This is a genomic window from Hydrogenophaga luteola, assembly GCF_042648585.1.
In the GTDB taxonomy this organism is placed as follows: domain Bacteria; phylum Pseudomonadota; class Gammaproteobacteria; order Burkholderiales; family Burkholderiaceae_C; genus Hydrogenophaga; species Hydrogenophaga luteola.
Genome location: NZ_JBHRXX010000005.1, coordinates 364,480 through 378,810, shown reverse-complemented (window position 1 = coordinate 378,810; position 14,331 = coordinate 364,480). Strand labels below are relative to the sequence as shown.

Sequence of the window (14,331 nt, the reverse complement as noted above, 5' to 3'; positions counted from 1 at the left end):
TGCTCGGAGAAACCCAGCGTGTCCTGGTCCAGGTCGGAGGCGGCGATGGTGCCGTTGCGCGGCGTGTCCTCGGGCGTGATGACCTCGTAGCGGCCGTCGGCGCTGTTCCAGTCCGGGTCGTTGACATCGCCGGGCACGGGCGGGTCGTTGAGCGGCGTGACGGTCACGAGCACGGTGACGTTGACGCTGCCGCCGTTGCCGTCGGAGACGGTGACGACGAAGGAGTCGTCGCCGGTGAAGTTCTCGTCGGGCGTGTAGGTCCAGGCGCCGGTGTCGGGGTCGAGCGTGAGGCTGCCGTGGGCAGGGCCGGTCTGCTCGGAGAAACCCAGCGTGTCCTGGTCCAGGTCGGAGGCGGCGATGGTGCCGTTGCGCGGCGTGTCCTCGGGCGTGATGACCTCGTAGCGGCCGTCGGTGGCGTTCCAGTCCGGGTCGTTGGGATTCCCGGGTGTGGGTGCGTCGTTGACGCCGTGGATGGTGACGGTGATCTGGTGCTGCGTGCCGTCGGCGGTGCGCACGATGAACACTTCGTCGAGCGAGTCGCCAGCCGCGAGGTACTGCACCAGCGCGTTGTCGACGGTGTAGGTCCATTGGCCGTCGCTGGTCAGACTGAGGCTGCCCAGCGTGCCCGGGTTGGAGGTGATGTCCGAGGAATTGGTGAGGAAATACGCCTGTCCTGCGTTGGCGTCGCTGACCGTCAGCGTCCCGGTGTCGCTCAACGTCGGGCTGGTGGCGTCCTCCGTGACGCTGCCGGCATCGTCTCCGCCGACCACCGCAGGCGTGTTGCCCGGGTCGGTGACGTTGAGGAATACCACGGCGGGAGCCGACTCGTCGGCACCGTCGCTGATCACGTAGCTGAAGCTGTCGCCGACGCTGTCGTCGGTGGCGGGCAGGTAAGCCAGATTGCCGTCGGCCTGGAGGTAGAGGGTGCCGTGGGCCAGCGGGACTTCCATCCAGCCGCTGGCGGCAGGGTAGTCGACCGCGTTGCTGTTGGCGGTGAACAGCATCCCGTTGACTTTGGTGACCGTCAGGGTGTCGTTCTCGATGTCGGCGTCCGTGCCATCGGTGCTGTCGGTGTCGGTGATCAGATTGACGCCGGTCAGCGCGGTGTTGCTCACCGTGTTGTAGGTGTTGTCGGCCGCCGAAGGTGCGTCGTTGACGGGGGCGATGTTCAGCGTCACCAGGGCCGTCGAAGTGGCGGTGCCGTCGCTCATCGTGTAGACGAAGCTGGCGCTGCCGGTCAGGTTGCTGCTGGGCGTGAAGCTGATCGTGCCGTCCCCGTTGAGGGTGACCACGCCGCCGATGGCGTTGGAAACGCCCACGATGCTCAGGCCGGTGTTGTCGACATCCGTGTCATTGGCCAGCAAGTCCGCCGTCGAAATGTGCACCGGTGTGTCCTCGGTTCCCGAGACGGTGTCGTTCGTGGCATCGGGGTGGTCGTTGGCCCCGTGGAGGTTGATGGTGAGTGTGGCGATGTCCTCGCCGCCGCCGGTGTTGCGGATGCGGTACTGGAAGCTGTCCTGCAGCGTGTCGCCGGTGTTGAGCGCCTCCACCTCGGGGTGGGCATCGTTCGGCGTGTAGGTGTAGGTGCCGTTGGACCACAGTCGCAAGGTGCCGAAGTCGCCGGTCAGGTCGGTGTAGCTGCCTGCGCCGATGGCGGACTCGCTGGCCGAGGCATCGGGGCGGCCCGCCACAACACTCAGCGAACCCGATGGCGTGGTGTCGTTGGTCAGCACCGTGCCGGAAGCGTTGCTGCCGCCGGTGTTGGCGGCGCCGCCCGCTTCGGTGGCGTTGCCGCTGTCGTTGACTGCATTCGGATCGGTGCTGGCCGAGCCGGTGACCGTGATGGAGAGCGTGGCCACGCTGGCGACGCCTGCATCGTCGCGCATGGTGTACTGGAAGCTGTCCACACCGGTGGCGCCCGGGGCCAGTGCGTCGTTGTTCGCAAACGGGGTGTAGACGTAGCCGCCGTCGGCGTTGAGCAACAGGGTGCCGTAGCGACCGGTGAGCGTGGTGCCCGCTGCCGCACTGAAGTTGAAGTTGCCCGAAGGTGTTCCCGTCAACTGCTGGCTCAGCTGCAGCACCAGCTGGCCCGATCCGTTCACGGTGACACCGGTCACGCGTGTGCCATCCGCAATGCCGGTACCGCTGATCGACATGCCGGCCTGGATGGTGCCTTCCGTCTGAGTGACCGTGACGGTCGATGTCACCACCGTGGTGCTGCCGCCGACCTCGGCGGTCCGGGTGTTGCCGCCCGAAGTGACGGTGGCATTGCCCGACGTGGCAAACGCCACTTGCGAACCGCTGTTCAGCGTGTAGTTGGTGGGCGTACCACTGAGGTTGAGGCTGTAGGAGCCGTCGGGCAGCTTGGTGTTGCTGGTCACCATCACCGGACTGCCGCCTGCGGTCAGCAGGGTGTAGTTGCCACCGGTCTGGATGTAGACGTAGTGCGAGGTGCCCACGTTCTGCAGCGTCGACGCGGTTGGCGAGAAGGTCAGGTTGGTGGTCGCGCCGCCCATGAAGTGGGTGACGTAGGTGCCGGCAGCGAACAGGCCGTCGATCTCGGCGGTTTCTCCGTATCGATCGGGGTCGGTGTCGTTGGCGAGCACATTTCCCTCGGCGGTTCGGCCCAGCGGATCCGACGAGGTGTACTGGGTGCTGTCGCTCAACAGCGACTCTTTGGCGGTGTCGGTGTCGTTGGCCGCGGTGGGGGCGTCGTTGGAGCCTTCGATGCGCACGGTCAGGGTCGCGGTGGCGGTGGCGCCTTCGGCGTCGGTGATCTGGTAGGTGAAGGTGTCGGTGAGCGTGTTGGTGCTCAGGCGCAGCGCGTTGACGGCGGTGCTGCTGTTGTCGACCTCGTACCTGTAGCTGCCGTCTGCCGCAATGTAGAGCGTGCCGTAGCTGCCGGTGACGGAGGTGCCGCCGGAGGTGCCGGCACCGCTGGTGCCCGCGGTCACGCTTTGCGTGCCCGACGTTCCGGTGATGGACTGCACACTCAGGGCAGCATTGCCGGTGTCGTTGCCCAGGACATTGCCAGTGGCGTTTCTGCCGGCGTCCGAAAAGCCGGTTTCGATGGCGGACAGGGCTCCGGGGGAGTCGCTGGTGTCGGCGTATGCCGTGGGGGCTTCGTATCCAACCAGCAAGTCGTTGAGGGCGTTGTCCACCGGGTCGCTGCTGGTGCCGTTGTCGGAGCCTGTGACAAAGACCGCGTTGACCTGCAGCAGATAGGCCGTCTCGCCGGCGTCGCCGGTGCCGATCAGTCCGTCGGCTCCGGTGGCGTAGAAATAGATGCCATCGACCGTGTTGCCGGTCTTGAACAGACGGCTGGCCACTCCATAGATGGACTGCGGAGCACCATTGCCGTCGAGGTAGGTCAGGTATCCGGTGACGTTGTTGCCGCTGAAATACGGATCTGACGGATTGGATGAGACGAACTGGAAGTTGCTGCCCACCAGAGGCGCGATGTTGTTGAGCGACTGGGCCTCTTCCGACATCGACGACGGGGTGCCCTGGAAGACGGCCGCGAAAGTGAGCGAAGCCGCTTCCACTTCCACCGATCTGCCGTCGATGAGCAGCGTGGAACCGTCGTCCTCGGCGGCGATGCGGGTCGCCTGCTCTTCGGTCAGGGTGCGTCCGAGCAGCGTCAGCGCGAAGCGCTCACCTTCGTCGCCCGCAGTGTCGGCTCCGCTGTTGAGCTGGTGGTCGATGGCGTGGCCCATTTCTTCCAGCAGCACGCGCGAGACCGTGCTGGCCTCGGTCTGCACGGCCAGCCAGTCGGCGTTGAGGTAGATCACACCTTCAGAATCGGCGGTCGGCGGCGCATAGGCCCCGATCAGTCCGTTCATCGACTGGTGATCGAGCAACACCACGGTCACCGGGGCACCGCCGCTGTGCAGGTGATCCAGCAAGTCATCTGCCTGGGCGGTCCATGACTGGGACGGGGCTTCCTGGCCCCCGTTGAACAGGGTGAACAGCTGCGCAGGAGCGGCGCTGTCCTGGGCGAAGGTGGCCAGTGTGCTGTCGGCCTGCGCCATGGCTTCGGTCAGGATCGGCGGCAGGGTGGCTGTGTTCACCGGTGCGAAGTTCAGCGAGGGGTCTTCAGCGACCGCCACCGGGGTCTCGGGCAGTGCCGTGGCCTCCTGCACTTGAGCATCAGGCTGGGCCGTTGACGTTTCATCCGCTGTGTCTTCCGGCTCGCCCGACGCTTCGGCTTCCTTGGCGTCCTCAGGCTCTTTGGATTCCTGCGGCTCGGCAGTCTGTGCGCCCGTCTGTGGCGTTTCCGCAGGCGGTGTGCTGGCTGCGGTTTCGGTGGACGGCTGGGACGGAGGCTCGCTGGCTGGGGACGTCGGCGCGTCGGAAGACAGCGCGGCCACCTCGAGCGCGGCGGCACCGTCGAACATGAAGCGCTGTTCCAGCGCCATCGGTTGCGGGCGTCTGGAGACCAGGCCCTTCGGTCGAGGACCGGCAGGTGTTGCGGAAGACTCGGAAAGGGCTTTCTGGCTTGTCATGGCAGATGTTTGTCGTTGTTGTTGTTTTCGGAGTTCACTGGGCCGGGGTGGCCGCGATCACCCGGCCACTCATGCCGGCGATCAGTTCCGGGAAGCGGCCGTCGATCGCGGCCGCCACCTTCACCGACTGGCTGACCGGGTCCACACGGGCTCCAATGCGGGTGAAACGGGCTGGATAGGTCTTGCGCGTCTCGTCGATTTGCACAGACAGGACTCCGCCGGGTTTGAGCCAGCTCAGCCAGTGCGACGGAACGAGAAATTCCAGTTCCAGCACACTGTCGTCGATGATGTCCAGCAGCGCCTGGCCAGGCTGCACATACTGCTGTTCGCGGACCTTCTGCTCCGCGATCCGTCCGCTGAAAGGTGCGTTTACGCTGCATTTGCCGAGCACCGCCTGATTTGCCCCCAGCTCGGCGCGGGCCTTGGCGCGGCCCGAGCGCGCCAGCTCCACCTCCAGCTGGCCACCAGCGTTGAGCTCAAAGAGCCGCTCGTGGGTCTTGAGCGACTGCTCGGCGCCGTCGAGTTCGGCGCGTGCCTTGGCCAACTGGGCCTGCTGCAGCGAGCAGTCGAAGCTCACCAGCAGCTGGCCGGTCTTGAAAGACCCGCCTTCGCCCACCGGCATTCGCTGGACCTTGGCGCCGATTTCGGCGGCCACCGTGGTGTAGCGCCGGGGCATGAGCTGAGCCCGGATCTCCCGCTCGCCACTGGGCTTGGCCGGCGCCACCGCCGAGGCCACCGGAGCTGGTGTTGTCGGTGCAGGGGGGGCCGCCAGGGCCGTCCCCAGACCCAGGCAGAGCAGGGGCAGCGTCCAGCAGTGCGATGGCTTCATGGCGCGGTCCTGGGCAGGTCGTTGCTCATTCGCAGCCACAGCGGGTCGAAACCGGTCTGGCCCTTGATCTGCTCGGTCAGGGCCTGCAGGCTGAGCTCGTCGGTGCTGCCGATGCGGGGCTCCAGGCCCAGCTGGGCCAGCAGCCGGTTCTCAGCCGCCTGCACCTGGGCCAGGGCCTGGTAGCGCCGCAGCAGACTGAGGATGGCGGCGGTGTCGTTGCTCACGCGCTCCAGCTTGCTGCTGGCCTGCACCGCCTCGCGGGTGCGCATCAGCTCGCTGATGCGCCGGTCGGTTTCGTGTACCTCTACGGCACGTGCGAACTGGCTGCGTGCGTTGAGGAACTGCAGGCGCACCAGGTGCAGCTGTGTCAGCACCGCCATCTGCGTGGCCATGCGGCGCTGGTCGGCCAGCTTCACCCCCGCCTCGGCCAGCTTCACCTGGGCCGGACCGGTCAGCAGGTTCATGAAGTTGAACGACAGCTGCAGGCCGGCCTCGCGCCAGCTGTTGTTGATAAGGTATTTGTCGGAGTCGTAGTTGAAGCCGTAGTTGAAGCTCAGGTTGGGGAACATGCGCAGCATGGCCTTGCGCGTCTCCTCCTGTGCCACGCGGGCGTTGTAGTGCTGCTCGCGCAAATCGGCGTTCTGGCGCAAGGCGACGGCCTCAAGCTCCTCCACCGGCACGGATACCACGCGGGTGGCGGTGTCTGCCAGCGCCGATTCGGCGATCGGGATCGGCTGGTTCAGCGGGGCGTTGATCAGGGACGCCAGGTCCACCTGGGCCGAGAGCAGTTCCTGGTTGATCGATTCCAGCAGGCGCAGGTTTTCCAGCAGCTGGCGCTGGTAGCGCAGCGCGTCCACCGGGTTTCGCGTGCGCTCCTGCTCCAACTTGCGCGAGTCGGCCAGCGCCTCTTCAGCTACGCGGATCGTGCTGGACACATCGTCCCGGAGCTTCTGGGCGCTGGCGGCGCGCCAGTAGGCAATGCGCACGTCCTGCATCAGCAGGTGCATGGCGCGGCGGCGCTTCTCGGCGGCGATGTACACCCGGTTGGTCTGTTGTCGGGCGTTGTAGTAGCCCACGCCGAAGTCCAGCAGGCTGGCGGTCACGCCCAGGTCGCTCATGTGGTGCGAGCGGTCCTGCGAGATGAAACCATTGCTGGAGATGTCGCCCGTCTCGGGGTCCAGGCTCTGGCTGATGCGGTCGTTGCTGCGCGACTGCGCCGACAGTCGGGCCGCCAGTGTCGGCAGCATGTCGTAGCGCGTCACGTCCAGCTGCCGCAGGGCCACGGCCTCTTCCATTAGCTTGGCGCGCCGGTCCAGGTTGTACTTCAGCGCCCGCGCCATTGCCTCTTCCAAGCGGAGGGGTGTCACGATGGGTTCGACGTCCCGGGTCATGGCCGACCGGTCCGCCAGGCTGGTGCTGACGACGTCGGCATCGGTCATGGCCGGCGGGATGAGCTGGGCACAGGCGGTCAGGCCCAGGACGGCCGAAACGATCAGTCCGGTCCGCAGGGCGGGGGGGAGTTTGTTGTTGTGTGTGGCCATGGAAACATCGGTGGTGAAGGTGGACCACAGACCGGTGACTGCATGGCGGCGTATTGCTTGCGGGGGCAGGCGCCGGATCGGTGGCATTCGCTGGCTTCGCAGACCAGCGTTTCTTCAGTATCGGCAAGCCCTTTTCCGACTAAAGGTCGAATCAGCGGCTTATTCGTGATGTATTTCCCGCGCACGGACAAACAAAAACCCCCTTGAAGCTTGAACTTCAAGGGGGTTCTTTATTTGGTGGCGATAGGTGGACTTGAACCACCGACATCAGCATTATGAATGCTGCGCTCTAACCAACTGAGCTATATCGCCGAAGCCCAGCATTATAAGCCCATTTTTTCGAAGCGCTCAAGCCCCCTTGCGCGACAGCGGGGCTAATTCTTCGCGGATCAGCCGTCCGATGAGCTGGTCCAGAGTCGCCACCGAGTAGTTCTTCACATCGTGCACCGTCTCGCGGCCCGGTCCACTGGCCGGGTCGTCGGCGCGGTCGTAGGTCAGGAACACAAAGCGGCCGCCGGTGTACTGGGCAATCTGGCGCTGGATGAATTCGCCCTGCGGGTCCAGGCCGCTGGCGCCGACGCTGAACACCTTGATGCCCTTGCCCAGCGCCACCTGCATCGCCGCGTCGTAGCGCGGCCGGTCGGGGCCGAGCTGGGGCGGCGCGTCCGCCAGCAGCACCACCATGCGGGTGGCGCCGTCGCCGCGCCAGCTCAGGCGGTGCACCGTCTCGTGCAGCGCCTCGCTCATGGCCTCGGGGGTGTCGCCGCCGCCATCGGCCTGCAGCTGGTTGAGCACCTTCTGGAAGGCGCCGAGGTCGTCGGTGAAGTCGTGGCTGCGCAGCACGAAGGGGTCGGTGGTGTCGCGGTAGGCGACCAGGCCGAAGCACAGGTCGGGGCGGCTGGGCAGGCGCGCGGCGTCCGCGGCGATGCTGTGCAGGCTGCTCTTGAGCTTCTGGATCTCGTCGGCCATCGAACCGGTGGCGTCGATCAGGAACACCAGGTCCAGGCGCGCGCGCTGGGGCGCGACAGCGCCGTCCAGCTGCAGCTCCAGTGCGTCCTTCTGGCCGCGGCGCATCAGGCCTTGGGCGGTCTGGTCGCCGTGGCTGGCCGTCACCTCGTACAGCTTCGATGCGCCGGCGTCGAAAGAGCGGGGATGGAGCCAGACGCGACCGGCGCTGTCGGTGCGTGCGCGCATTGAGGCACCGTTGGGCGAGCGCACCAGCACCTGGGCATCGGGCACGCCACGGCCGGTGCGATCCCGCACCGTGAGCAGGTGGCGCTCGCTGATGTCCCTCGCCTGGTGGGGTACTGGCGTGCGGGCGCGGAAAGCCAGGTACTCGGCGAAGTCGGCGTTGTCGTCGACCATGCCCGCGGTTACCACCGGACGGGCTCCGTGGTTGCCACCGATGGCCGGAGCGGGGGCCGGCGCGACCGCCATGGCCTCCGGCGCGGCCTCCATGGCCAGTGCCGCCGCGGGCGACGCCGCCTTCGCCGCTGCATCGCGCGAGACGCCCGGGGCGCGGGAGCGCGGCAGGGCCTTGCCGATGGATACCGCAGGCTCGGCGACCTTGGGACGGCCGGGCACCTCGTGGGTGCGGATCGGGCGTCGGCAATGGTTGGCGCTGGGCGGCGTGAAGTCGGGCTGGGCGGCCACCGAGGCGGCTGGGGCCACCGCTGGCGTGGGCTGCGCGGCGGTGACGGGTGCGCCGGAGAGCAGCCACTGGCTGGCCAGCAGCGCGGTCAGCAGGCGGGACAGCCGGGGATTCGAAAGAGGCATCGTGAACTCCGTTGGGGTGGTGATGCCACTGAAACGAACCGGCGGGCCGGACGGGGTTGAACCCCGTGAAAAAAAGTTCAGAGCGGCAGGCGGTATTCGCCGGCTTCGCCCAGCACCGGACTCTTGTGACGCAGGACGATGGTCAGTTCACGGGCCTGCGGGTTGTAGGCAAACGGCTGCCGGGTGAACACGTCGCGCATGCCGGGCGGCGCATCTGCCACAAAGGCCGCGAGCGCCTGGCCGGCGAGCCCTCGGCGTCGGGCTTCCAAGGACAACCGGGTGGCCGCCGCCAGGTTGCGCACATCGGCGATGCGGATGCCATAGGGTTCGTAGATGTCGGCCGGAAGGGGTGTGTTGTCTAGGAAGTGGCGGCCGACGGGATTGGGTAGAAGTCCGTAGCACATGATGGCTCCCTTACCTAGCGAAGCGCAGGGGCTCGCACCGGGCATCGGCGTTGTTGCTGACTGAGCCATCGTCGTCGCTTGGGACGCCATGAGCATTCGCTGGCGTGCGACTCCAAACTGGATCGCCAAGCGGTTGAGGGTGTCTTCGCGATGCATCAATCGAAGGAGGGCGGTTGTGACCCAGCCGAGAACGCCAGGACGATCCAACTGCTTGCGCAATTCCCCGAAATCGAACGAAGAGGCATACGTTGCCCACTCCGCGTCCATGGCCTTGAAACCCCTGGCAGGCATGCTGTCCACCGCGTCCAGCAGGTGTCGCAGACGCTGGGCGCTGGCCTCGTCCGATGCCGGGGATGACGCCAAGGCGAGTTGCAGGGCGAGCAGGTTCTGGCTCACTCCGCGCACGGAGACCATGGCCTCTATCAAGGTGTCGTCGGCCGACTGCAGGTTGTCCCCGATGGCGCTCTCAAACGCCGACACCGCATCGTCGGTACGACCTTGTCGCCACAGGGCCAGGGCGTGCGCGCTCTGCCACAGGTTCAACGTCCACAAGGGGCGGAGCGGAGGCGATAGGTCCCCAAGGCGGTAGCCAAAGCTGCGCGGGCCAGCGGCGGCAATGGCCTTCGACCTTGCGAGCAGCGTCTGGTCGGGAACGGCTTGCGCGAGTGCCAGCCACTCCCGCTCCGTCCACCCCGGCGACACCTGGGCCTGTTCCAGTGCAGGAGGCAGGGAAAGCGCGGCCTGTCCCTGGTTGCAGCGTTCCACACCCGCTTGCTTCTCAGCCTCTTTGTCTTTCCGCAGCTGGAGAACAGGGTGGACACACCGGCCGTATTGCGCGGAGTCCAGCGCCACCGGTGCGAACAACCCTTCCACCCGGTACGCGTTGTCGGTCGAGGTCGGCAGCGCCTTGGCGAGTGCCTCGTAGCCCTGCGCCTGCGGCGACAGCGGAGGCGACACCAACCAGTACGCGGTGTGCAGCAGCGCGAACAGGCCGGCGAGCGACAACGCCAGCAGCGTCGTCGCCCAGACCACCATGAGTCCTGCCAACCACATACCGGTCGCTTCAGGGGCTTGTTCGATCTGTGTTGATCAGCCGTGCTTGAACACCGCCTTGCGCTTGTTCACGAACGCGTCCATGCCTTCCTTCTGGTCCTCGGTGGCGAACAGGGCGTGGAACATGCGGCGCTCGAACATCACGCCGTCGGCCAGGCCACCTTCGAAGGCGCGGTTGACGCATTCCTTGGCCGCCATCACGCTGGGCAGCGAGAACTCGCAGATCTGCAGCGCGGCGCCCAGGGCTTCGTCCATCAGCTTGTCCAGGGGCACCACGCGGCTGACCAGGCCGGCGCGCTCGGCTTCGGTGGCGTCCATCATGCGGCCGGTGAGCGCCATGTCCATGGCCTTGCTCTTGCCCACCGCGCGCGGCAGGCGCTGGGTGCCGCCGGCGCCGGGGATGATGCCCAGCTTGATCTCGGGTTGGCCGAACTTCGCGTTGTCGGCGGCGATGATGAAGTCGCACATCATGGCCAGCTCGCAGCCGCCGCCCAGGGCGAAGCCGCTGACGGCGGCGATGACCGGCTTGCGCACGCTGCGGATGGTTTCCCAGTTGCGGGTGATGTAGTCGCCCTTGTAGACGTCGGCGAAGCTGTACTTGGCCATGGCGCCGATGTCGGCGCCGGCCGCGAAGGCCTTTTCGCTGCCGGTCACGATCATGCAGCCGATGGCGTCGTCGGCGTCGAAGGCCTTGAGCGCGGCGCCCAGCTCGTTCATCAGCTGGTCGTTCAGCGCGTTGAGCTGCTTGGGGCGGTTGAGCGTCACGATGCCGACACGGCCCTCGGTGCGCACGGTGATCAGTTCGGGGGTGGCGTTTTCGCTCATGGTGTGTCCTCGGGTGGTGGGGGATGATTGACGTGAACGTCAACTATAGCCGTGCCCACTGGCGGCGCGGCACCCAAGGGAAAACATTAACCGACCGATGGGTCGGTTAATGACAGAATGATCCATTCAAGAACGACAGGAGACAGACTTTCATGAGTGCCGCCCCAGAAGACAGCAGCGTTCTCTATATAGAACGTGGCGCCGTGGCCCTGGTCACGCTCAACCGCCCCGACTCCCTCAACAGCTTCACGCGCCAGATGCACCGCGACCTCTGGGCGGCGCTGGACCGCGCGGAGGCCAACCCGGCGGTGCGGGCGCTGGTGATCACCGGCGCCGGCCGCGGCTTCTGCGCCGGTGCCGACCTGTCGGAGTTCGACTTCGAGCCCGGCCCGGACCTGGTCCAACGCGCCGACCCCGGCCCGGTGATCGACCAGGCCTTCAACCCGACCGCGCGGCGCATCCAGTCGCTGCGCGTGCCGGTGATCGCCGCGGTCAACGGCGTGGCGGCAGGCGCGGGCGCCTCGCTGGCGATGACCTGCGACATCGCCATTGCGGCGCCGGGCGCGAGTTTCATCCAGGCTTTCAGCAAGATTGGCCTGATTCCCGACGCGGGCGGCAGCTGGTTCCTGGTGGAACGCCTGGGTCTGGCCCGTGCCATGGCGCTGGCGATGACGGGCGACAAGCTGCCCGCGGCGCAGGCGAAAGAGTGGGGAATGATCTGGGATGTGCAGGACGACCCGCTGGCCGCCGCACTGGCCCTGGCCGAGAAACTGGCCGTGTTGCCCACCAAAGCGCTGGTGGCCACCCGCGCGCTGCTGCGCGACGCCTCAACCCGCACGCTGAACGAACAGCTGGATGCCGAGCGCGACACCCAGTCTGCGCTGGGCAAGACCCACGACTACATCGAAGGCGTGATGGCGTTCCGCCAGAAGCGCGCGCCGCAGTTCAGGGGGGAATGATGACTCCACAGGAACGGGCTTCCAAGGTCGGCGAGACCATGTTCGCTGTGGACGTTGCCAGCAAGGAAACCATGGGCATGGAGCTTCTCTCCGTCGAGCCCGGCCGGGCCGTGCTGCGCATGGCCGTCCAGCCGCGTCACCTCAACGGCCACCAGATCTGCCACGGCGGATTCATCTTCACTCTGGCCGACTCCACCTTCGCCTTCGCCTGCAACAGCCACAACAAAAATGCCGTTGCCGCGGGCTGCAGTATCGAGTTCCTCAAGCCGGCGTACGCGGGCGACGTGCTGACCTGCGAGGGCTTGGAGCAGACCCTGCAGGGCCGGCATGGCATCTACGACATGAAGGTCACCAACCAGAAGGGCGAGGTGGTGGCCATGTTCCGCGGCAAGAGCGCGGTGATCCCCGGCCAGGTGTTCCCTGAGGAGGCAGGCGCATGAACCACTTTCCGCTCGAACCCATTGAAAGGGCCAGCACAGATGAGCTGCGCGCGCTGCAGCTCAAGCGCCTGCAGGCCACGCTGCGCCACGCCTACCAGAACTCGCCGGTCTACCGCCGCAAGTTCGATGAAGCGGGTGTGCACCCGGACGACTGCAAAAGCCTGAGCGACCTCGCGAAGTTTCCCTTCACCACCAAGAAGGACCTGCGCGACAGCTATCCCTTCGGCATGTTCGCCGTACCGAGAGAGAAGTGCGCGCGCATCCACGCCAGCAGCGGCACCACCGGCAAGCCGACCGTGGTCGGCTACACGCTCAAAGACATCGACACCTGGGCCACGGTGGTGGCGCGCAGCATCCGCGCCAGCGGCGCGCGGCCGGGCGACATGGTGCATGTGAGCTACGGCTACGGCCTGTTCACCGGCGGTCTGGGCGCGCACTATGGCGCCGAGAAGCTGGGCCTGACCGTGGTGCCCTTCGGCGGCGGCCAGACCGAGCGCCAGGTGCAGCTGATCCAGGACTTCCGGCCCGACATCATCATGGTCACGCCCAGCTACATGCTGGCCATCGCCGATGAGTTCCAGCGCCAGGGCCTGGACCCGCGCGAGAGCAGCCTGCGCATCGGCATCTTCGGCGCCGAACCCTGGACCAACGACATGCGCGTGGCCATCGAGGCGCGCATGAACATCGACGCGGTCGACATCTACGGCCTGTCCGAGGTGATGGGGCCGGGCGTGGCCAACGAGTGCGTCGAGACCAAGGACGGCCCGACCATCTGGGAAGACCACTTCTACCCCGAGATCATCAACCCCGACACCGGCGAACCCGTGGCCGATGGCGAGATGGGCGAGCTGGTGTTCACCAGCCTGACCAAGGAGGCGCTGCCCATCATCCGCTACCGCACGCGCGACCTCACGCGCCTGCTGCCGGGCACGGCGCGCACCATGCGCCGCATGGAGAAGATCACCGGCCGCAGCGACGACATGATGATCGTGCGCGGCGTCAACGTGTTCCCGACCCAGATTGAGGAGCTGATCCTCAAGCGCCCGGAGTTGACCGCGCATTACCAGTGCGTGCTCACGCGTGAGAACCACATGGACTGCCTGACGGTGGCGGTGGAGACGCGGCCGGGGCTGTCCCCGGACAGCATCGAGGCGCGCGCCGCGGCCGAGCTGCTGCGCCACGAGATCAAGGTCTACATCGGCTCCAGCGTCGAGGTGTCGCTGCAGCCCGAAGGCGGTGTTGAGCGCAGCCAGGGCAAGGCCAAGCGGGTGGTCGACCGGCGACCCAGGTGATGTTTGCGGCGTACCCGTGAGATTTGTCAGCTTTCCGTAAGTAATTCTTTGGACTACAGGTTAAACCCCGCTATCCGATTGGGAGCACGGTGGCTACAGTGTTTGCCATCTGTTGGGGTTTCATGGACAAGAACACACTGCTCGTCAAGACCGACAAAGGCCGGGATGCGATGGCTCGCCGGGCGCCGGAGCTCGGACCCCGCCTGCGGTCCATGCTGATCCTGGTGGACGGCAAGCGCAACGCCGCCGAACTCGACACGCTCGGGGCAGGGCTGGGCGGTGGTGCCGCCTTGCTGGAGCAGCTGCTGGCCCAGGGCTGGATCGCGCCCCATGATCCCAACGGTCCCTCTTTCCAGAACACGGCGCCGCTGGCCGATGGCCAGCCCCCCGTGGCGCCTGCGCCGGCCCCCGCCGAGGTCCCCACTCCTCCCGCCGCGCCGCCAGCGCCTGTCGCCGCCCCGCCGTCTGCGGCGCCGGTGCTGCCCTTTGTCGACGCCCGTCGCCTGGTGGTGCGTTTCATCAACGACGCCGCCGGCCCCATGGGCGAGCTGACGGCGATCAAGGTCGAGTCCTGCAAGACGGCGTCCGAGCTGCAGGCCCTGTTGCCCCGCGTGCGCGAAGCACTGCAGAACTACCGCGGTGCGGCCACGGTGCAGCGTTTCGACCAGGAGATCGTGCCGCAACTGCCGCGCCACTGAGGCGGCCGG

Annotated in this window: 10 protein-coding genes and 1 tRNA gene; 4 read left to right on the top strand and 7 right to left on the bottom strand. The window is 66.8% G+C overall.

Going from position 1 to position 14,331, the window contains the following annotated elements:
• The 7 genes from ACFOPI_RS11905 to ACFOPI_RS11875 form a co-directional block, all read right to left on the bottom strand.
• Positions 1–4,418: tandem-95 repeat protein (locus ACFOPI_RS11905; protein WP_382174088.1), on the bottom strand; the 4,418-nt coding region annotated here is incomplete at its 3' end.
• A gap of 121 nt (positions 4,419–4,539) precedes the next feature.
• A complete protein-coding gene (locus ACFOPI_RS11900; RefSeq protein WP_382174086.1) occupies positions 4,540–5,334 on the bottom strand; it encodes an efflux RND transporter periplasmic adaptor subunit in 795 nt (264 codons plus the stop codon).
• Positions 5,331–6,875 (bottom strand): TolC family protein, encoded by a 1,545-nt coding sequence (locus ACFOPI_RS11895; RefSeq protein WP_382174084.1) that lies wholly within the window; start codon positions 6,873–6,875, stop codon positions 5,331–5,333. The genes ACFOPI_RS11900 and ACFOPI_RS11895 overlap by 4 nt, the downstream gene beginning before the upstream one ends.
• A 235-nt stretch (positions 6,876–7,110) precedes the next feature.
• Positions 7,111–7,187: transfer RNA gene (locus tag ACFOPI_RS11890), tRNA-Met, on the bottom strand.
• Between the two features lie 36 nt (positions 7,188–7,223).
• Positions 7,224–8,651, bottom strand: a complete 1,428-nt coding sequence (locus tag ACFOPI_RS11885; RefSeq protein ID WP_382174083.1) for a VWA domain-containing protein — start codon at positions 8,649–8,651, stop codon at positions 7,224–7,226.
• A gap of 77 nt (positions 8,652–8,728) precedes the next feature.
• A complete protein-coding gene (locus ACFOPI_RS11880) occupies positions 8,729–10,090 on the bottom strand; it encodes a hypothetical protein (protein WP_382174081.1) in 1,362 nt (453 codons plus the stop codon).
• A 54-nt stretch (positions 10,091–10,144) separates the two neighbouring features.
• Positions 10,145–10,933 (bottom strand): enoyl-CoA hydratase, encoded by a 789-nt coding sequence (locus ACFOPI_RS11875; protein ID WP_382174079.1) that lies wholly within the window; start codon positions 10,931–10,933, stop codon positions 10,145–10,147.
• Between the two features lie 152 nt (positions 10,934–11,085).
• Here ACFOPI_RS11875 and ACFOPI_RS11870 point away from each other — a divergent pair, with 152 nt between their 5' ends.
• The 4 genes from ACFOPI_RS11870 (at position 11,086) to ACFOPI_RS11855 (ending at position 14,322) form a co-directional block, all read left to right on the top strand.
• Positions 11,086–11,892, top strand: coding sequence for an enoyl-CoA hydratase-related protein (locus tag ACFOPI_RS11870; RefSeq protein ID WP_382174077.1), 807 nt, complete (start codon positions 11,086–11,088; stop codon positions 11,890–11,892).
• Entirely contained in the window at positions 11,892–12,332 is a 441-nt protein-coding gene (gene paaI, locus ACFOPI_RS11865; RefSeq protein ID WP_382174075.1) for a hydroxyphenylacetyl-CoA thioesterase PaaI, read from the top strand. Before ACFOPI_RS11870 ends, paaI begins: the two co-directional genes overlap by 1 nt.
• Positions 12,329–13,624 (top strand): phenylacetate--CoA ligase PaaK, encoded by a 1,296-nt coding sequence (paaK, locus tag ACFOPI_RS11860; RefSeq protein ID WP_382174073.1) that lies wholly within the window; start codon positions 12,329–12,331, stop codon positions 13,622–13,624. The genes paaI and paaK overlap by 4 nt, the downstream gene beginning before the upstream one ends.
• A gap of 122 nt (positions 13,625–13,746) precedes the next feature.
• Positions 13,747–14,322, top strand: coding sequence for a hypothetical protein (locus ACFOPI_RS11855; protein ID WP_382174071.1), 576 nt, complete (start codon positions 13,747–13,749; stop codon positions 14,320–14,322).
• Positions 14,323–14,331 lie beyond the last annotated feature (9 nt).